The organism is Neomegalonema sp., from assembly GCF_028688855.1.
In the GTDB taxonomy this organism is placed as follows: Bacteria; Pseudomonadota; Alphaproteobacteria; order Rhodobacterales; family Rhodobacteraceae; genus Neomegalonema.
Map to the genome: position 1 here is coordinate 1 of NZ_JAQTXI010000033.1, position 19,773 is coordinate 19,773.

Annotated in this window: 15 protein-coding genes and 2 pseudogenes; 3 read left to right on the forward strand and 14 right to left on the reverse strand. The window is 69.6% G+C overall.

All coding sequences use genetic code 11. From position 1 onward, the window contains the following. Positions 1-523, reverse strand: a pseudogene (locus tag PHN62_RS16530) (hypothetical protein); the annotation flags it as partial. A gap of 156 nt (positions 524-679) precedes the next feature. On the opposite strand from PHN62_RS16530, the gene PHN62_RS16535 reads away from it, so the two are divergent. After that, positions 680-1,555: a DUF3445 domain-containing protein gene (locus PHN62_RS16535; RefSeq protein ID WP_300152455.1), complete on the forward strand. Its 876-nt coding sequence runs from the start codon at positions 680-682 to the stop codon at positions 1,553-1,555. Here the strand turns inward: PHN62_RS16535 and PHN62_RS16540 are convergent. The 9 genes from PHN62_RS16540 to PHN62_RS16580 form a co-directional block, all read right to left on the reverse strand. Further along, positions 1,544-4,123: a DUF3772 domain-containing protein gene (locus PHN62_RS16540; protein ID WP_300152456.1), complete on the reverse strand. Its 2,580-nt coding sequence runs from the start codon at positions 4,121-4,123 to the stop codon at positions 1,544-1,546. The genes PHN62_RS16535 and PHN62_RS16540 overlap by 12 nt on opposite strands. 83 nt (positions 4,124-4,206) lie before the next feature. Then, entirely contained in the window at positions 4,207-5,247 is a 1,041-nt protein-coding gene (locus tag PHN62_RS16545) for a cysteine synthase A (protein ID WP_300152457.1), read from the reverse strand. Positions 5,248-5,454: 207 nt separating this feature from the next. Then, positions 5,455-5,859: a helix-turn-helix transcriptional regulator gene (locus PHN62_RS16550; RefSeq protein ID WP_300152458.1), complete on the reverse strand. Its 405-nt coding sequence runs from the start codon at positions 5,857-5,859 to the stop codon at positions 5,455-5,457. 481 nt (positions 5,860-6,340) lie between these two features. Next, entirely contained in the window at positions 6,341-8,161 is a 1,821-nt protein-coding gene (typA, locus tag PHN62_RS16555; RefSeq protein ID WP_300152459.1) for a translational GTPase TypA, read from the reverse strand. A gap of 136 nt (positions 8,162-8,297) precedes the next feature. Next, positions 8,298-9,179 (reverse strand): RNA methyltransferase, encoded by an 882-nt coding sequence (locus tag PHN62_RS16560; RefSeq protein ID WP_300152460.1) that lies wholly within the window; start codon positions 9,177-9,179, stop codon positions 8,298-8,300. After that, positions 9,176-10,213: a Holliday junction branch migration DNA helicase RuvB gene (gene ruvB, locus PHN62_RS16565; protein WP_300152461.1), complete on the reverse strand. Its 1,038-nt coding sequence runs from the start codon at positions 10,211-10,213 to the stop codon at positions 9,176-9,178. Before ruvB ends, PHN62_RS16560 begins: the two co-directional genes overlap by 4 nt. A gap of 10 nt (positions 10,214-10,223) precedes the next feature. After that, positions 10,224-10,910 carry a Holliday junction branch migration protein RuvA gene (ruvA, locus tag PHN62_RS16570; protein WP_300152462.1) on the reverse strand — a complete coding sequence of 229 codons (687 nt, stop codon included), beginning with the start codon at positions 10,908-10,910 and terminating at the stop codon, positions 10,224-10,226. Between the two features lie 13 nt (positions 10,911-10,923). Next, a complete protein-coding gene (ruvC, locus tag PHN62_RS16575; protein WP_300152463.1) occupies positions 10,924-11,445 on the reverse strand; it encodes a crossover junction endodeoxyribonuclease RuvC in 522 nt (173 codons plus the stop codon). 44 nt (positions 11,446-11,489) lie between these two features. After that, on the reverse strand, positions 11,490-12,197 hold the full coding sequence (locus PHN62_RS16580) for a hypothetical protein (protein ID WP_300152464.1): 708 nt from the start codon (positions 12,195-12,197) through the stop codon (positions 11,490-11,492). A gap of 167 nt (positions 12,198-12,364) precedes the next feature. On the opposite strand from PHN62_RS16580, the gene hisS reads away from it, so the two are divergent. Beyond that, the gene (hisS, locus tag PHN62_RS16585) at positions 12,365-13,885 is read left to right on the forward strand and encodes a histidine--tRNA ligase (RefSeq protein WP_300152465.1); all 1,521 of its coding nucleotides are present in this window, start codon (positions 12,365-12,367) and stop codon (positions 13,883-13,885) included. After that, positions 13,882-15,837 carry an ATP phosphoribosyltransferase gene (gene hisG / locus PHN62_RS16590; protein ID WP_300152466.1) on the forward strand — a complete coding sequence of 652 codons (1,956 nt, stop codon included), beginning with the start codon at positions 13,882-13,884 and terminating at the stop codon, positions 15,835-15,837. The genes hisS and hisG overlap by 4 nt, the downstream gene beginning before the upstream one ends. A gap of 20 nt (positions 15,838-15,857) precedes the next feature. On the opposite strand, the gene rodA is transcribed toward hisG, so the two are convergent. The 4 genes and pseudogenes from rodA to PHN62_RS16610 form a co-directional block, all read right to left on the reverse strand. Beyond that, on the reverse strand, positions 15,858-17,015 hold the full coding sequence (gene rodA, locus PHN62_RS16595) for a rod shape-determining protein RodA (RefSeq protein ID WP_300152467.1): 1,158 nt from the start codon (positions 17,013-17,015) through the stop codon (positions 15,858-15,860). Beyond that, a complete protein-coding gene (mrdA, locus tag PHN62_RS16600; protein WP_300152468.1) occupies positions 17,012-18,904 on the reverse strand; it encodes a penicillin-binding protein 2 in 1,893 nt (630 codons plus the stop codon). The genes rodA and mrdA overlap by 4 nt, the downstream gene beginning before the upstream one ends. 99 nt (positions 18,905-19,003) lie before the next feature. Beyond that, entirely contained in the window at positions 19,004-19,519 is a 516-nt protein-coding gene (mreD, locus tag PHN62_RS16605) for a rod shape-determining protein MreD (protein ID WP_300152469.1), read from the reverse strand. After that, a pseudogene (locus PHN62_RS16610) lies at positions 19,516-19,773 on the reverse strand (hypothetical protein); the annotation flags it as partial. The gene mreD and the pseudogene PHN62_RS16610, both read right to left, overlap by 4 nt.

The following is a 19,773-nucleotide window of genomic DNA, read 5'->3' on the forward strand; positions in this document are numbered from 1 at the left end:
CCCCGCCGAGATCGTCGCCGCCGAGGTCGTCCCCGAGCCCGTCGCCGCCGCGCACCAGAGCCTCGAAGCCGCCGTCCAGATCCCCGCCGAGATCGTCGCCGCCGAGGTCGTCCCCGAGCCCGTCGCCGCCGCGCACCAGCGCCTCGAAGCCGCCGTCCAGATCCCCGCCGAGATCGTCGCCGCCGAGATCGTCCCCGAGCCCGTCGCCGCCGCGCACCAGAGCCTCGAAGCCGCCGTCCGGATCCCCGCCGAGATCGTCGCCCAGAAGATCCTCGCCGAGGCCGGAATCGCCGCCCCAGCCGCCTTCGAGGTCGCCTTCGAGATCGCCCCAGTCGCCTTCGGCGCCCAGAAGATCCCCGCCGCCCCGCCGCTCGGGCTGCAGCCCCTGGGCGCCCTGCTGAGGAGCGCCGCCGCCCCGAGCGTTCTGGGCGGCCTGAGCGAAGCCGCCGCCCTGGGCGCCTCCCGCCTGACCCGCCTGACCCGCCTGACCCGCCTGGCCGGCGCCGACGCCGTTGATCGCCATCTTGATTCCCCTTTAAGTTTTCAGGCGCCGCGTTTCAGAAAGGCGGCGCCCCATCATGTGTCAAAATGGGATATCCGGACGGCAAAGTCACCAGATATTCTTGAATATGGACGGATTTACCGCTTCTCACCTTTCAAATCTGAGGGATCGCCGGTCATGCACCATTCGGATCTCGCGCCTTTCGCCGATCCGCGCGCTGCGCGCCATCCGGGGCTTTTTCCGCTGGATCCAGCCGAATGGATGCAGATCGACGCGCTTTATCCCGAGCAGATCGCCCGACGCGACAGGCTGCTCGCCGAAGAGCGCGCGGCGGTCTTCGCCGAAACGCCCGGTTCGGAGGCCGCCCAGGCCGAGCTTCTGGAGCTTCTCGCCGGGCATCTGGCCGGGCGTCCCGGATTCGCGCGGGAGGGGCGGCGCATGCGGAGGCCCGATGGTCGGGAGGTCGAGCTCGATTCGGATCGGCCCCTCGCCGTGGCGGGCCGGCTGGTTCAGGAGGATCTCTGCCTCTTGCAGCTTCCGCCCGATCCGGCGCCCGAAGCGGAATATCTCCTGAGCGCCGCCAGCCTCTGCTTTCCCTCGCGCTGGCTGCTCGGCGAGAAGATCGGGCGGCCGCTCACGCCGATCCACGCGCCCGTCCCCGATTACGACGCGGATCTCGCGCGACGGGTGAACCGGGTCTTCGCCGCCCTGCCCGTCGAGCGGCCCGTCTGGCGGGCGAACTGGTCGGCGGCGCCCACAGGAGCGTTGCGGCTGCTCCCGGATCCCGTCCTGAGGCGCAAGGAAGCCGCCCGGGGGCCCTTCTGGCTGAGGGTGGAGCGTCAGACCCTGCGCCGCCTGCCGCAGACGCGGGCGGTGGTCTTCGGCATCCGCGTCCATGCGCGGCCCTTCGCGAGCCTCGCGCCGGAGATCGCCGCCGCGCTGAAGGACGCCCTCGACAGGCTGACCCCCGCCGAGGCCGAATATCGCGGCGGAGAAGAGGCCCGGCGCGGCGCGGTCGCGGAGCTGGAGCGGCTGGCCGCCTCAGGAAGCTGAGGCGGCGGCGGGCTCGGCCGCAGGCGGCGCGGCGACGGGCGCCGCAGGACGCCCCATCGCCTCGACGCCGCGCACCAGCGAATCCATCTGGACCATCTTGCGCTCCTCGCGGCCGGAGGGCAGTTGAATCCCCAGTTCGCGGAACCGCTTGTCGATGGCGAAGCAGAGATCCGAGCGCACGTTCATCATGTCGTCGATGTGGTAGAGGAAGACGCGCAGCTCGAAGTCCAGCGAGAGCGGGCCGAAGCCCATGAAGATCGCCATGGGCGCCGGATAGCGCATCACCCGCGCATGAGACCGCGCCGCAGACAACAGCACGTCGCGGACGCGCTCGGTGTCGGAGCCCGCCACCACCCCCACCGGAATCGACAGGCGCAGGATCGTGTTCTGACGCGTCCAGTTCAGCACGCTGTTCGAGATCAGCGTGGAGTTCGGCACGATCAGGATGGTGCGGTCGAAGAGCTCGATCTCCGTCGAGCGCACGTTGATCCGCTTCACCGCGCCGAGGCGGTTCTCGACCTCGACCACGTCTCCGGCGCGCACGGGGCGTTCGATCAGCAGGATGATGCCCGAGACGAAGTTGTTGACCACGTTCTGCAAGCCGAAGCCCACGCCCACCGACAGGGCGCCCGCCACGATGGCCAGCTTCGAGAGGTCCAGCCCCGCCGCGCCCACCGCCACCAGAAGCGCGATCAGCACTCCCAGATAGCCCACCCCCGCCGTGACGGAATCCCTCAGGCCCGGATCCACCTTGGCCCGGACGAGGATGCGGTTGCGCAACTGCCTCTGGATGAAGCGGCTGATCCCCAGAATCAGCGCGAAGACCAGCACCCCCCACAGCAGATCGCCCAGAGAGATCCGCGTCTCGCCGACGGAGAAGCCCTCGCGCAGCCGCTTGGCTCCGTCCCAGAGATCCTGAAGCGAGGCGCCCCAGATCAGCGCCAGAAGTCCGCCGCCCGCCGTCGCCATGGTCAGGCCGACCAGCAGACTCGCCCACCAGGGCGCGCGCTCCTCGGCCGCCGAGCCCCCCGAACTCCCCGAAGCGGCGAGACGCGCCGCAGCCTCCAGAGCGATCTGGTAGATCAGCGCCCCCATCGCGATCAGGGCCGCGCTGGCCGCCATGCGCGTCAGGGCGTAGATCGCCAGCACGTAGAAGCCCGAAAGCGCCAGAACCGGCGCCGCGATGGCGATGGCGTAGCAGGCGATGCGCAGGGCGTCGCGCAGCCCGAAGCCCGAAGCCGCCTGACGGGCCTCGTCCTCCTCGGATCCGGGCTCGACGGGCGGCGCGTTGGGATCCACCGAAGCCGCGGGCTCGCGGGGCGGCGGCGCCGTGGAATGCGCCAGACGCGCGAAGAAGGCCGCCGTCAGGAAGACGAAGCCGAACTGCAGGAGCGATTGCGCCTCCCTGCCCCAGCCGGAGGGCTCGCCCAGACCCATGGCCACGTGATCCAGCGCCGTCGCCAGCCCGAGCCCCACCCCCGCCTGAGTGGCCGCCCGCGCCGAGGCGTCGGTCATGTCCAGCAGGCGCGCCGAAGCGTTGTTGGGCGAAAACACCACCTTGGCCAGAGCATGGGCCGCCGCCAGCACCACCACCGCCGCCACCACCGAGGTCAGGATCCCGACGCCCCCCGCCCCCAGGATCCCGCTGGAGATCAGCGCCGTATAGACCACCAGAGCCGCGAAGACCGGCGCCGTCAGACGCACCGCCGCCGCCGCCAGGCCAAGCCCCAGACGCGTCAGGCGGGTGCGGTCCCGCTGGGCGATCAGCGCGTGCAGCCGACGGATCACCCGGCGCTTGATCGCCACGCCGAACAGAAGCGCCCCGAGCAGGCCCGCCAGAAGGGCGGGCGCCGCCTCCACCACCTTCCAGCGCGAGGCCGGAGACAGCGCCTCCGCCATGACGTCGGCGCCGTGGCGATGGAGCCGCGACACGATCTCCCGGCCGCCCGTGATCCAGATCATCGGATTGAGCGGAGAAGGGCCGCGCTCCAGGATGCGGGCGGTGAACTCCTCGCGCTGGCGCTCGGCGATCAGGGTGATGAGCGAATCCGCCCGCGTCACGGCCAGCTCCGCCCGCCGCATGACCGCCTCCTGAGGCGTCGCCTGATTGCGCAGCTCCAGGCGTCGGGCGAAGATCGTCGCGCTCTCCCTCTGGCCCGAGGTCTCGTCCGGAGGAGGCCCCAGAGCTTCGAGCTGGGCCTGAAGCGGCGCAAGGGCCGCTCTGGCGCGGTCGGCGATGTTGCGGGCCTCGGCGCGCTGCTGGTCGAGCGTCTGGCGCCAGCCCGGCGCGAGCTCCGCCGAAACGCCCTCGCGGTCGATGCGCTGGCGCAGCACGGCGTCGGCGTTCTCCCAGAGGCGCAGGCGGGTCTCGGGCGGATCGGGAAGCGGAGGCCCCATCATCGCGCCGGAAGCGGGGACGCCGGAAGCCGGGGCGGCGGCCGCAGGCGCGGCGGGCGGAGGCGCCGCCTCCTGCGCATGGGCCGTCGGCCCTCCCCGGAAGACAGGGGCCGGAACCAGGGTCAGAACCAGAGCCAGAGCCAGACAAAGCCGAAAGATCAGGCCGCGCATGAAGCCTCCGTCCAGGACGCGCGGCCTCCGGAGGGCTTTCCCGACCCTCCGGAGGCGCGCGATCGCATCAGGGAGTCCCCGGTCTAGACGCTCTGCGCCACGTCGGGCAAGGGGGGCGCGTCCGGCTGCGCCTCCAGCCAGGCCGGAACGGGCAGGCCCTTGCCGCGCAGGAAGGCCGGGTTGAAGAGCTTCGACTGATAGCGCGTCCCCGAATCGCAGAGCAGCGTCACGATGCGCTTGCCCGGCCCGAGCTCGCGCGCCATGCGCATCGCCCCCGCCACGTTCAACCCGGAGGAGCCGCCCAGACAGAGCCCCTCCTCCGCCAGCAGCCCGAAGACATGCGGCAGGGATTCGGAATCGGGAATGAGCCAGGAGAGATCCGGCGTCACGCCCTCCAGATTCTTCGTGATGCGGCCCTGTCCGACGCCCTCGGTGATGGAGGAGCCTTCGGATTTCAGCTCGCCGGTCGTGTAATAGCTGTGGAGCGCCGCGCCCTCGGGATCCGCGAGGCCGATCTTCACGCCCTTGGGCTGGAGCGCCAGAGCCACCCCCGCCAGGCTGCCGCCCGAGCCCACCGCGCAGACGAAGCCGTCCACGCGGCCTTCGAGCTGCTCCCAGATCTCGGGGCCGGTGGTCTCCAGATGGGCCTGACGATTGGCGATGTTGTCGAACTGGTTGGCCCAGACGACGCCATGCGGCTCGGTCTTCGCCAGCTCCTCGGCGAGGCGGCCCGAATAGCGCACGTAGTTATCGGGATTCCTGTAGGGCGCCGCAGGCACCTCGACCAGCCGCGCCCCGGCGAGGCGCAGCATGTCCTTCTTCTCCTGGGACTGGGTCTCGGGGATGACGATCACCGTGCGGTAGCCCAGCGAGGCTCCCACCAGAGCCAGGCCGATGCCCGTATTGCCCGCCGTGCCCTCGACGATCAGGCCGCCCGGCCTGAGCAGGCCCCGCCGCTCGGCGTCGCGGATGATGAAGAGCGCCGCGCGATCCTTCACCGAGCCGCCCGGATTGAGGAATTCGGCCTTGCCGTAGATCTCGCAGCCGGTCGCCTCGGAGGCCCTGCGCAGGCGGATGAGGGGCGTGCGCCCGATCATGTGCGGAAGATCGGCGGAGACGCGCATGGAGAAACCTCGGCTCTGGGGACGGCGTGAAACCGCGCCAAGCTAGACGCCGGGGCCGGGAGGGGCAAGCCGCCAGAAGCCGCCCGGCTCATGCGGAATCCGGGAAGGCTTATTCGCCCTCCCGCATCGGCGAGGCTCCGGACAGCCGACGGGCCCCGCTCGGGGGCCCGCAGGAGATGCGCGAAGGTCCGGAGGCTCCGGCGCGGATCAGGCCGCCACGCCGAGGGCGCGCGTCAGATCGAAGATGCGGCGACGCTGGTTCTCGGGGATGGCGTAATAGGCGCGCACGAGGTCCAGAGCCTCCTTGTCGGCGAAGAGGTCCGCGGAGGGCGCGCCCTGGGCGGCCTCGGCGGCCCTGGAGGCCTCGACGGGAGCGCCTTCGGCGTTCAGCGCCTCGTCCATGCCGTCGAAGAAGAAGGAGACGGGCACGCCCAGAGCGCCGGACAGCTCCCAGAGGCGGCTGGCCGAGATGCGGTTCATCCCGGTCTCGTATTTCTGGATCTGCTGGAACTTGATTCCGACGGCGTCGCCCAGCTGCTGCTGGGTCATGCCCGCCATCCAGCGACGATGACGCAGCCGCTTGCCGACATGGACATCGATGGGGTGCTTCATGACGGTGACGTCCTTATGATGATCTGATCGCGAGCCGCCAGGGGCCCGGTTGAAAAGACGTTAAGCAAGAGCGGCGCCAAAGGTTAAAGCTTGGCGTTTTCAAGGAAAATCCGGACAATTCGCCCATGAACGTCCGGTTTACGGCGATATTCCCCGCCCGGAAAGCCTTCCGCGGCGCGGGAGGAGGCGGGCGCAGGACGCCTGCAACGATTTCGAGTCGCAAACTGCGACTCGCCTTGAAAGGGAAAGCCCGTCCGGCTTTCCCCGAGGGAGAGCGGAGCCGCCGCCCCTTCCCCCCCGGCGCGCGACCGCCGAGGCCGTCTTCTCGCCCCGCGCTCGCCCCGTGGAAATGAAAGGGCCGCGCGATCGGGGAAAACGGCTCCCCGATCGCGCGGCCATGTCGGAGGCGGGGCGCCGACGCCTCCCCGGAAGCCGGAGAGGGCGCCTGCGCTCAGTCCTTCCCGGTCCTTCCCGGCGCTTCTCAGTCCTTCTCGGAGCGCGAACGACGCTTGCGCTCGTTCGGGTCGAGCCAGCGCTTGCGCAGACGCACCGCCTTGGGCGTCACCTCCACCAGTTCGTCGTCGGCGATGTAGGCGATGGCCTGTTCGAGGCTCATCCGGATCGGGGGCGTGAGGGTCACCGCGTCGTCCTTGCCGGCGGCGCGGATGTTGGTGAGCTTCTTGCCCTTGATCGGATTGACTTCAAGGTCGTTGTCGCGGCTGTTCTCGCCGATGATCAGGCCCACGTAGACCGGTTCGCCGGGGATGCTGAAGAGCTTGCCGCGATCCTCCAGGTTCCAGAGCGCGTAGGCCACGGCGTCGCCGTCCTCCATGGAGATCAGCACGCCTACGCGGCGCCCCTGGATCGCGCCCTTGTAAGGCGCCCAGCTGTGGAAGACGCGGTTGAGGACGCCCGTGCCGCGCGTGTCGGTCAGGAATTCGCCGTGATAGCCGATCAGGCCGCGCGAAGGCACATGGGCCACGATGCGCGTCTTGCCGCCGCCCGAAGGCCGCATCTCGACGAGATCGCCCTTGCGCTGGCTGAGCTTGTCCACGACCACGCCCGAATAGGCCTCGTCGACGTCGATGGTGGCCTCTTCGATGGGCTCGTGACGAACGCCGTCGATCTCGCGGTAGATCACGCGCGGACGCGAGATCGACAGCTCGAAGCCTTCGCGGCGCATGTTCTCGATGAGCACGCCCATCTGGAGCTCGCCGCGCCCGGCGACCTCGCAGGATCCGTCTTCGGGCGAATCGGTCACGCGGATGGCCACGTTGCTCTCCATCTCGCGCATGAGACGGTCGCGGATCACGCGGGACTGCACCTTGTCGCCGTCGCGGCCCGCCAGAGGCGAATCGTTCACGCCGAAGGTCACCGAGATGGTCGGCGGGTCGATGGGCTGCGCCGGGAGGGCCTTCTCGATGGCCAGATCCGCGAGGGTGTCGGCCACGGTGGCTTCGGACATGCCCGCGATGGCCACGATGTCGCCCGCCTCGGCGCGCTCCACGGGCTGGCGCTGCACGCCGCGGAAGGCGAGGATCTTCGAGACGCGGAAGCGTTCGAATTCGCCGTCCACCGCGTTCATCGCCTTGAGGAAGCGTCCGGATTCGATCACGCCGGTCTCGATGCGGCCGGTCAGGAGGCGGCCCAGATAGGGGTCGGCCTCCCGGGTGGTCGCCAGCATGGAGAAGGGTTCGTCCTTGTGGGCGGCCTGCTTCGGGGAGGGCGTATGCTTCACGATCAGGTCGAAGAGCGGCGTGAGGTTCTCGCGCGGGGCGTCGAGGCTCGCGGCGGCCCAGCCCGAGCGGCCCGAAGCGTAGAGCATCGGGAAATCAAGCTGTTCGTCGGTGGCGTCGAGGGCCGCGAACATGTCGAAGATCTCGTTGTGGACGCGGTCCGGCTCGGCGTCGGGCTTGTCCACCTTGTTCAGCACCACGATGGGCCGCAGCCCGAGGCGCAGGGCCTTGGCGGTGACGAACTTGGTCTGGGGCATGGGGCCTTCGGCGGCGTCGACCAGCAGCACGACGCTGTCCACCATGCCGAGGATGCGCTCGACCTCGCCGCCGAAATCGGCGTGGCCGGGGGTGTCGACGATGTTGACGCGCACGCCCTTCCACTCGACCGAGGTGGCCTTCGCGAGAATGGTGATGCCGCGTTCGCGTTCGATGTCGTTGCTGTCCATCACCCGTTCGGCGACGGCCTGGTGCTCGCGGAAGGAGCCGGACTGCTTCAGAAGCTGATCGACCAGCGTGGTCTTGCCATGATCGACGTGCGCGATGATGGCGATGTTGCGGATATCCATGAAGATCCCGATACGGTGTCTGTTTCGGGGCGGCTTCTATCGGGTTTTTCGCGGTTTCGCACCCGCGAAGAGGCCGCAGCCCGCGTTTTTTCGCGGCGCCACGGCTTCAGGGACGCAAGAGGGCCCCGGCGAGGCCTCAGGCCGTAGCGGCGTAGAGCGCCACGGCGGCCGCGTTCGAGACGTTGAGCGAGGCGAAATCCGCCGCCGCCGAGATCCGCGCCAGGGAATCGCAGGTTTCTTTCGTCAGATGCCGCAGGCCCGGACCTTCGGCGCCCAGAACCAGCGCCAGAGGACGGTCCCTGAAGGGCGCGAGGGCTTCGGAGAGCGGCTTCTCGGCCTCGCCGTCGAGGCCCACCAGCGCATAGCCCATCTTGCGCAGATCCTCCATGGCGCGGGCCAGATTGCCGATCCGCACATAGGGCTGACGCTCCAGAGCGCCCGAAGCCGCCTTGGCCAGAGCCCCGCCCTCGGTGGCGCTATGGCGCCAGGGGGCGATGACCGCCCGCGCGCCGAAGACCTCCGAAGAGCGCAGGATCGCGCCCACGTTATGCGGATCGGTCACGCGGTCCAGCACCAGCACGCGCGGATTGTCCTTGGGCCCGCGCGGCGCGCAGACCTTCAGCCCGCCCCAGTCCAGAGGATCGGTCAGCAGGGCCGCCCCCTGATGCACCGATTGCGGATCCAGAGGCGCCCGGAAGCGGCGAGGATCCGAAATCTCCGGCTCGATCTTCGCGACGTCCAGAGCCTCTTCGAGGCGCATGGCCGCGTTGCGCGTGAGGATCAGACGCCGCTTGACCCGCGCCGGATTCAGCAGCGCGTCGCGCACCGAATGGATGCCGAAGAGCCAGTAGCCGCCTTCGGAAGGGCCATCGGAGCCCTCATGCTCCGCGCCGCCCTCCTCCTCGGAGGATTCGGCGTGGCGGTAAGGGCCCCGGGGACCGCCGCGGCGGTCGGGCCGATCATTCTCAAAGCGGTCGTTCTCGAATCGGTCGTCGGGAGATTCCGGGCGGCGGCTCATGGGGCGTCCTGATCGAAAAGGCCGCTCTGGGCGGCGGCGCGGGGCTTCGGAAGGCCCAGATGCTCCCAGGCGGTTCCCGTGAGCACCCTACCCCGAGGCGTGCGGGCGATGAAGCCCTGTTGCATCAGATAGGGCTCGATGACCTCCTCCAGGGCGTCGCGGGCCTCGGAGAGCGCCGCCGCGAGGGTCTCGACCCCCGCCGGACCGCCGCCGTAATGCTCGGCGAGGCAGGAGAGATAGCGCCGGTCCAGAAGATCGAGGCCCCGCTGATCCACCTCCAGACGCAAGAGCGCCCGATCCGCAAGCTCGCGGGTGATCTTGCCGTCGTTCTCGACATGGGCGAAGTCGCGGACCCGGCGCAGGAGCCTCCCGGCGATGCGGGGCGTGCCGCGCGAGCGGCGGGCGATCTCCAGGGCGCCTTCGGGGTCGATCTGCGCCCCCAGCATGCGCGCCCCGCGAGTCACGATGATCTCCAGCTCAGGCACGGTGTAGAAATTCAGCCGGACGGGGATGCCGAAGCGGTCGCGCAAGGGAGTCGTGAGGAGCCCGAGCCGCGTCGTCGCGCCGACCAGAGTGAAGGGCTGCAAGCCGATCCGCACGCTGCGCGCGGCGGGGCCTTCGCCGATCATCAGATCAAGCTCGAAATCCTCCATGGCGGGATAGAGGATCTCCTCGACCGCCGGATTCATGCGGTGGATCTCGTCGATGAAGAGCACGTCCCGCGCTTCGAGATTGGTCAGGATCGCCGCGAGGTCTCCGGCCTTGGCGATCACCGGGCCGGAGGTCATGCGGAAATTCACCCCCAGCTCGCGGGACATGATCTGCGCGAGGGTGGTCTTTCCCAGGCCCGGAGGCCCGTGGAACAGCACATGATCCATCGCCGCGCCCCGCGAGCGCGCCGATTCGATGAAGACCCGCAGATTCGCCCGCGCGGCCTCCTGACCCACGAACTCCTCCAGCCGCTGAGGCCGGAGGGCCGGATCATGATCCTCCTCGCGAGGGTTGGAATCGAGCAGACGCGGCGGGGCGGCCATGAGTCACCTGCTAGTTTTGAGGCGCCAGCGCCTTGAGCGCCGCGCGGATCAGATCGGAAGTCCCCGCCACGCCCTCGGCGGAGGCCTTGCGGATGGCGGCGGCGGCCTCGGCGGGGGCGTAGCCGAGGTTCGAGAGAGCCGAAAGCGCCTCGGTTTCGGCGCGGCGGCGGGCTTCGGCCTCTTCGTCCTTCGGGGCGGATTTCGCGGTCTTCTTGCGGGCGGCCTCCTCAGGCGGAGCGGCGTCGGCCACCGGCTCGGGGGCTTCGGCCTCCACAGGGGCGCCGAGAGACACCACCCCCGGAGACTTGCCCTTGAGGTCCAGCAGAAGCCGCTGCGCCAGCTTCGGCCCGACTCCCGGCGCGCGGCGCAAGGGCGCGGGATCCTGCAAGGCGATGGCGTGAGCCACGCCCTCCGGCCCGAGCGCCCCCAGAATCCCGAGCGAGACCTTCGCCCCCACGCCCTGGACGCTGGTCAGCAGCTTGTGCCATTCGCGCTCCAGCAGGCTGGGAAAGCCCATGAGCTTCCATCCGTCCTCGCGGACTTCAAGCTCGGTGTAGAGGCTGACGCGCCCTCCCGCCGCAGGCAGAGCGCCCAGAGTCCGGCTGGAGCAATGGACCAGATAGCCCACGCCGCCCACGTCGATCAGCGCATGATCCTCGGCCAGATAGCCCACCACGCCCGTCAATCTGCCGATCATCCCGGTCTTCCCGTCATCTGCGTATCTCCCGCGCGGCGAGGTCTTCGTATCTCGCGGCGCCTCCGCCCTGATAGACGTGACAGATGGCGATGGCCAGAGCGTCGGCGGCGTCCGGCCCCGCAAGCTGGACTCCCGGCAAAAGCGCCCGGACCATGTGCTGGACCTGGATCTTGTCGGCCTTGCCGACGCCCACCACGGTCTTCTTGATCTGGTTCGGCGCGTATTCCGCCACCGGGATTCCCGCCTGAGCCGGAACCAGCAGAGCCACCCCTCGCGCATGGGCCAGCTTCAGAGAGCCCACGGCGTCCACGCTGACGAAGATCTGCTCCACGGCGGCTTCGTCGGGCTTCCAGGCCTCCATGGCTTCGGTGAGGCGCCGATGCAGGTCGCTCAGGCGCTGGGCGAGAGTCTCGCCCTCGGGGGCGCAGAAGCCGTTGCCCAGATGGCGCAGGCGCACGCCCCGCGCCTCCACCACGCCCCAACCCGTGCGGCGAAGGCCCGGATCTATGCCCATGACTCGAATGATGCGTTCCATGACCCCGGACTAGCACGAAGCCGGAACGTGCGCCAGCCTCCCGCTCAGGGCTCCTTCGCGCATTCGCCGAGGCCGCGCAGGGCCTGAGCCTTGGCGGCCTTTTCCTCGGCGATGCGCTTGACGCGCTTGGGGAAGAATTTCGGATTCTCCTCGATGAACTCGTGGATCACCGAAGCGAACCCGCCCGCGCGCTCCTGACGCAGATAGAGATAGCCCGACAAGGCCCCCAGAAAGGCCCCGCAGCAATCCACGATGAGGTCGTTCATGGTGTCCACCAGACCGGATTTCTGCATGTTCGTGCCGAAGGTCTGGTCCATGGCGTATTCGAAGATCTCCCAGATGGCGCCGATGCTCACCGCGAAGGTGAAGGCGAACATGGCGATCAGGGAAGGCGGCGCGGCGTAGACGTCGCCCTTGAACATCATCAGCACGATCACGAAGCCGATCAGCCCGAAGCCGATGGCCGAACCGAAATGCATCACGACGTCCCACCACCAGAAGCGGTTGTAGAAGTCGAAGACCTCGCCGAGGAAGATCGTGCCCAGCACGAACAGCCCGATGGCCGCCACGAAGCTCGGCGGAATGCGGATGTCCGCCCAGCGCTCCACCACGCGCGGCCCGAGGGTCAGCAGGAAGGTGACCACCGAGATGAAGAGCAGACTCCAGGTGCGCTCATAGATCGCCAGCAGCGCCGAGACTCCCAGAAGCCCCCAGAGCCCGTAGAGCACCATCTGCGATCGGCTCAGCTTCATGGCGGGGCTCCGGGATGAGGACAGGGATCGTCAGGGATTCTGGCGCCTTTCCCGATCCGGAGCAAGGCGGGGGGCTTTCCCGCCCCTCGCGGCGCCCGCCCGCCTTGGCGGAGCGGGGCCTATGCGCTATAAGCGCCGCCGAACCACAAGAGGGGCGGATCCACGTCATGACGGCTTCCCGGAAACCCGCGCCGCGCCCGAAGGCGCAGGCGCCGCGCGGCTTGCGCGATTCCTTCGGACCTCTGGCTTCGGCGCGTCGGGCGATGCTCGGGCGCATCGCGGAGGTCTATCATCGCTACGGCTTCGATCCTCTGGAGACGCCCGCCTTCGAATTCGTCGAGAGCCTCGGCAAGTTCCTGCCCGACGTGGACCGCCCTGAAGGCGGCGTCTTCGCCTTCCGCGACGAGGACGAGCAATGGCTCGCCCTGCGCTACGACATGACGGCGCCTCTGGCCCGCGTGGCCGCCCAGCACCGCCTCGAATTGCCGACGCCCTACCGGCGCTACGCCATGGGGCCCGTCTGGCGCAACGAGAAGCCCGGTCCGGGGCGCTTCCGCGAATTCTGGCAATGCGACGCCGACACCGTGGGCGCCCCGAGCGTCGCGGCGGACGCCGAGATCTGCGCCATGCTCGCCGACGCGCTGGAGGCGGCGGGAGTCTCGCGCGGCGATTACGTGATCCGGGTCAACAACCGCAAGGTGCTTTCCGGCGTGATGGAGGCGGCGGGCCTCGCGGGCGAGGACGCGGCTCAGGAGAACCGCCGCGGAATCACCCTGCGCGCCGTGGACAAGATGGACCGCCTCGGCGAAGAGGGCGTGCGGGCGCTGCTCGGCGAGGGCCGCAAGGACGAATCCGGCGACTTCACCCCCGGCGCCAAACTCGCCAGGGAGCAGGCGGATCTGATCCTCGGCTTCGTCTCGGCGGAGCGCGACAGCGGCGCCGCCACCTGCGGCCGTCTGCGCGAACTGGTGGGCGGCTCGGAGACGGGCCTCGAAGGCGTCCAGGAGCTGGAGACCATCGCCGAGATCCTCGACAAGCTCGGCTATGGGCCGGAGCGGCTGAAGATCGACCCCTCGGTGGTGCGGGGCCTCGGCTATTACACCGGACCCGTCTACGAGGCCGAACTCACCTTCGAGATCCGCGACGAGAAGGGCGCTCTGCGGCGTTTCGGCTCTGTGGCGGGCGGCGGACGCTACGACGATCTCGTCATGCGCTTCACCGGCCAGAAGACTCCGGCCACCGGAGCCTCCATCGGCGTGGATCGGCTGCTCGCGGCTCTGGAGGCCAAGGGCGCCCTCGGAGCGGAGACCATCGGTCCGGTGGTGGTGCTGAACCTCGATCCCGCCCATGTCGCCGAGACCATGGCGCTTTGCGGCGAACTCCGCGCGGCGGGGATCCGGGCCGAGACCTTCCTCGGCTCCGGCACCAACATGGGCAAGCAGCTCAAATACGCCGACAAGCGCGCGGCTCCGGCGGCGGTGATCGTCGGCTCGGACGAGCGGGCGCGCGGCGTGGCCCAGATCAAGGATCTGGCGCTCGGGACGCAGCTCGCGGCGCAGATCGCGTCCAACGACGAATGGAAGGCCCAGCCCGCCCAGCGCGAAGTCCCCTTCGGCGAGGTGGTCGCCGCCGTGCGCGAGATCATCGCCCGCGTGAATGGGGCCCGCGTCCAGGGAGGCGCGCGATGAGCCCCCGCATGCTTGCGCCCTCCCTCGCCGCCCCCGCCGATTTCTACGCAGGCGCGGCGCTCGGGCGGCTGAACGCCGTCGAGAAGGCCATGCGCGACTGGCTCCAGACCCAGGGTTGCCCCGTGGTGGCGCCCCCGGCTCTGCTCGACGCTTCGGGCATGCTGCGGCTCTACGGCGAGCGCACGCGCGGCGACGCCTATATCTTCGCCGACGGGCAAGGGGGCGAGCTCTGCATGCGCCCCGACTTCACCGTGCCCATCGCCACGCATCATCTGGAGCGCATGGCGCGGGGCGCGGCGCCGTCGGGGCGCTATTGCTATTCCGGACCCGCCTGGAGCCGCGAACGCGGCGAAGTGCGGCAGGTCGGCTTCGAGATCTTCGGCGGAGACGAGGGAATCGAAGGCGACGTCGAGGCGCTGACCCTCACGCTTCAGGCCCTGCGCATGGCGGGCGTGGCGGCGCCTCTGGTGGAGATGGGCGACACCGCCCTCATCGACGCCGCCCTCGACGCCCTGCGCCTGACCACCGGCGCCCCCCTGCCCCGCGCCCGTCAGACGCGTCTGCGGCGGCATTACTGGCGTCCGGCGCAGTTCCGCGCCCTGATGAGCGCCTATTCCCGTCCGGGCGAAGGGCGCCTCGCCTTCATCGATTCGCTGCCCCGCGTGGCGCGTTTCGCGGCTCTGACCGCGCTCTCGGGCCGCGAGCCCGACGCCGAAGCCCGCGCCGTGCTCGCCGACGTCATCGAGGAGGCGGGCGGACCGCTCATCGGACAGCGTCCGCTTGAGGAGATCGTCGCCCGGCTGCGCGAGGAGGCCGAAGACGCCTTCGCTCCGGCGCTGTCGCAAGCCTCGCTCGCCTTCATGGAGGGGCTGCTCGACATCGATTGCCCCGCCGTCGAGGCCCCCGACCGGCTGGAGGCCCTCGCGAAGGAGACCGGCGTCAAGGCGGAAGCCGCCGTCGAGACCCTGCGCAGGCGCGCCCAGGCCATGAACCGCCTGATCGGCGCTTCGGAGAAGCTGCGCTTCCGGGGAATCTTCCGCTCCAAGATGGAATATTACTCGGGCTTCCTCTTCCGCATCCGCATGAGGAGCGGCGAGAAGATCCTCGCCTCGGGCGGCCGCTACGGCGAGCTGCTCCAGGCCATGGGCGCCCCCCAGAGGATCCCCGCCATCGGCGCGACGATCTTCGCCAACCTCATCGCGCCGCCCGATCCGCGTCCGACCGTCTCGGCGACGGCCGAATCCGCCGCGCCGGACGATCATGCGCTCTTGCGGCTCGGACTGCCCTCGAAGGGGCGTCTGCGCGAGCAGCTCCAGGAGCGTTTCGCCCGGGCCGGACTCACCGTCACCGACGTCGGACGCGCCCGCGAATACGCCGCGCGGCTCGAAGGGCTGAAGGGAATCGAGCTGCGGCTGATGTCGGCGGGCGAGATCGCCCACCGGCTCGCAGCCGGAGAGATCGACGCGGGCGTGACCGGCGAGGATCTCGTGCACGAGGAGGTCGCCGACTGGCGTTCGCGTCTGCGCAAATCCGTGGCCCTGGGCTTCGGACGGGCGGATCTGGTGGCGGCGGCGCCGCAATGCTGGGCCGACGTCTCGGACATGAGCGACCTCGACGACGTGGCCTCGCATCTCTTCGCCGCGACGGGCGCGCCTCTGCGGGTGGCGACGAAATACGTCAACCTCACGCGGGAGTTCTTCGAGGAGCGCGGCGTGGTGAACTACGTCATCGTCGAGAGCCTCGGCGCGACGGAGGCGGCTCCGGGGGCGGGCTCGGCGGATGTGATCGTGGACATCACCTCCACCGGCGAGACCCTGCGCGACAATCACCTGAAGATCCTGACCCATCCGCCGATGCTGGCCAGCCAGGCCTGTCTCTACGCCTCGACCCGCCCCATGGGCGCGCGGGCGGCGGCGGCGCTTCAGGCTCTGGAGGCGCGGCTGAAGGGCTGAAGGGGGGCTCTCCCCCCCTTCTATCCCCGGCGCGAGTCGAAGGGCGCGTCGCGGTAGACGAAGGCGCTGAGCATCAGGCCGAAGGCGCACATCAGCGCGATCATCGAGGTGCCGCCGTAGGAGATCAGCGGCAGAGGCACGCCCACCACCGGCGCCAGACCCATCACCATGGCCATGTTGATCCCGTAATAGCAGAAGAAGGCCATCGCCAGAGACCCCGCCAGAACCCGCCCGAAGCTGTGGCGGATGCGCAGCGCGCTCGCGAGGCACATCCAGACCAGCAGCGTGTAGAGCGCCAGCAGGCTCACGGCGCCGATCATGCCGAACTCCTCGGCGAAGGTGGTGAAGATGAAGTCCGTGCGCTTCTCGGGCAGGAAGTCGAGCTGCGTCTGGGAGCCCGCCATGTAGCCCTTGCCCTCCACGCCCCCCGAGCCGAAGGCGATCATGGACTGATTGATGTGATAGCCCGCCCCCTGAGGATCCTGCGTGGGATCGAGGAAGACCTCGATGCGGCGATACTGGTAGTCGCGCAGCAATTGCCAGTCGGTCCCCTGGGAGGCGAAGACCGCCCAGACCGCCCCTCCGAGGCCCAGAGCCATCAGGATGAAGAACCACCAGCTCGCCCCCGCAAGGAACATCGCCGAGAAGCCCCCGAGCCCCAGCAGAACCGCCGTCCCGAGATCCGGCTGGATCAGCACCAGCGCGCAAGGCGCCGCGATCATCAGCAGGGCCGGAATCAGCCAGAGCAGCCTTCCCGCCCGCACCGGGCCGATGTCGTGGTAATAGCGCGCCAGAGCCAGCACCAGAGCCACCTTCATCAGCTCCGAAGGCTGGAAGCGGACGAATCCGATGTCGATCCAGCGTTGGGCGCCCATGCCCACCACGCCCATGACGTCCACCGCCACCAGACCCGCAATCCCCGCGGAATAGGCCAGATAGGCGATCTTGCGCCAGAAGCGCACGTCCACCAGGGCGATGGCCACCATCAAGCCGCAGCCGACGATGAAGCGCGTCATCTGCTGCTGGGCCCAGGGCGCCTGTCCGCGCCCCACGGAATGCATCATGAAGAACCCGACCGTCGCCACCGCGGCGATCAGCGCGATCAAGGGCCAGTGCAGCCGCAGGAAACGCGCGGGCAGACTCAATCTCTGGCGCGGAGCCTCTCCGAGAAAACTCATCCGGCCCTCCCCTGCGCGGCCTCTTCGGAGGATCCGGCGGCCTCGGAAGGCGGCGGACGGGTCATCAGACGGGTCAGGATGTCGCGCACCATCGGCGCCGCCACCGCCGAGCCGCCGCCGCCATGCTCCACGATGATCGAACAGGCGTAACGCGGATCATGGCGCGGGGCGTAGGCCACGAAGAGGGCGTGGTCGCGCAGATGGCGCGGAAGCTCCTCGTTGGCGCGCACGCGGCGGGCGCGTTCGGCGGCGGTGATGCGCCGCACCTGAGCCGTGCCCGTCTTGCCCGCCATCTCGTAACCCGCCAGCTTGATGCGCGCGTTGTAGCCGGTGCCGCGCTGCTCGTTGCAGACGGCGTCCATGGCGCGCTGCATGGCCTCGACGTGAGGCCGGCGGAAGCCGAGATCCACCAGAGGCTCGGGCTTGACGTCCTCGCCGTTGATCGCCTTGACCAGACGCGGCGTCACGCCATAGCCGCCGTTCGCGAAGGAGGCGGTCATCAGCGCCAGCTGCAGCGGAGTCATCTCGACGTAGCCCTGTCCGATGCTGGCGTTGAGCGTCTGGCCCTGAGGCCAGCCGTAGCCGTATTTCGCCAGATGCCAGGCGCGGTCCGGCATGACTCCGGGCCGCACGTAGGGCAAGGCCACTTCGGGCGCCACGCCCACGCCGAACTTGCGCCCGACCTCGGCGATGCGGTCCACGCCGATGCGGCGGGCGATGTCGTAGAAATAGACGTCGCAGGATTCCTTGATGGCGCGGTTCATGTCCACGGCGCCGTGTCCGCCGCGCTTCCAGCAATGGAAGATGTGGTCGCCCAGAGGCATCCGTCCGTTGCAGAAGACCGTATGCTGCGGCGAGATCATCCCCGAATCCAGCCCCGCCAGAGCCACGATCATCTTGAAGGTCGAGCCCGGCGCGTAGCTGCCCGCCACCGCCTTGTTGTTGAGCGGGCGCAGGGGATCCTCGTTCAGGGCGCGCCAGGCGGCGTGGCTGATGCCGCCCACGAAGGGATTGGGGTCGTAGCCGGGCATGGAGGCCAGGACGATCAGATCGCCGTTGCGCACGTCCATCACCACCACCGAGCCGCTGTAGTCGCCCATGCGCTCCATGGCGTATTTCTGCAGGTCGGCGTCGAGGGTCAGGGTGAGCTCGGCGCCGCGTTCGCCGTCGTCGCGGCTGATCTCGCGAATGACCTGGCCGCGCACGTTGACTTCGGCGCGGCGCGCCCCCGCCTTGCCGCGCAGGATCGGGTCTTCGGTGCGCTCGACGCCGTTCTTGCCGATCTTCATGCTCGGGAGCAACAGCAGGCGGCTGTTCTCGGGATCGGCCTCCTGATCCTGCTGCGAGGGGGTCGCGACATAGCCCACCACATGGGCGCAGGAGTCCTTCTGCGGATAATCGCGCATCCATCCCACGTCCGGCGTCACGCCCTGGAGCGCGGGGGCGTTGGCGTTGACGAGGGCGAATTCGTCCCAGGTGAGGTTCTCGGCGACCATCACCGGCGCGAAGCGGCTGCCGGTGCGCAATTCGCGCAGCGCCTTCTGACGGCGATGCTCCGGCAGATCGATCAGCCGCGCCAGCTGGGCGAGGGTCTCCTCCACGTCCGGCGAGCCGTCGCGCGAGACGAAGAGCCGGTAATTCTGCTTGTTCACCGCCAGAGGACGCCCGAAGCGGTCCACGATCTGGCCGCGCGGCGGCGCGATCATGCTGTCGTCGAAGCGGTTGCGGTCGGCGGCCGCCCGGTGACGGGGCGATTCGACCACCTGAAGGTGATACATCCGCGCCGCGAGGGCCGCCCCCACCAGACCCTGGACTCCGCCCAGCAGCAGAACCCGCCGGGTGAAGCGTTTGCGTCCCATCTCCTGACCGCGCAGCTCTTCGTCTCTCATGGCGCGCCTCCTGCGGGGGAATGCCCCGATTCCTCCAGATCGCCCGGACATATGGTCCGGAACCCCGGCGCGTGCGACGCCGGGAAGATCATCTCTGCGTCAACGCCGCTCCTGCGCGGCCATGCGCCCTCCGAAGAGGCGGCGCAAGGGCGCCTCCAGCAGAGGGTGCCACATGAGTCCGAAGATCCAGCGCTGAGGCGCGTTCCCCAGAGGCGCCGCCCCGAATTGCGCCATGGAGGCCAGAAGCCAGGCCAGACCCAGATAGATCCCCAGATAGAGCGCGCAGATCGCCCAGCGCATCCAGAAGAGCGCATAGCCCGAGACCAGACGCCCCGCCAGAAACTGCGCCCCCATCAGCGCCAGGGCGTTCACCCCGAGGACGCCCCCCGTCAGCACGTCGAGCAGCGCGCCGAACAGAAACGAGATCCAGAGCGGCGTCGTCTCGGGCCGATGGGTGATCCAGAAGAAGAGCACGATGGCCAGAAAGGGCGCGACCATCGGTCCCGACCCCGGCGCCGCGTCGAGCAGCACCGCCAGAAGCCCCGTGACCAGCAGCCCGACCGCCGCGCCGAGCGTCGTCCGGGGCGCCCCGGAGCGGGCGCCGCCGAGCCTCACGGCCAGACCCCCGGCGGATCGAGCCGCACGCCCGGCGTAGGCTCTCCCGCAGCGGGCGGCGGAAAGATCAGCGGCGCGCCCGGAGGCGGATCGTAGATCGGAGGCCCGCCCCTCGGCGCGGCGGCGGCGGGCGGGACATAGATCGGCGGCGGCGCGGCGGGCGGCGGGACGGCGGGCGGCTGCGCCACGGAATAGACCGGAGGCGGCGAGGTCGGCTGGGTCGGAACCGGCGCCTGCTGGATCAACGGCGCCTG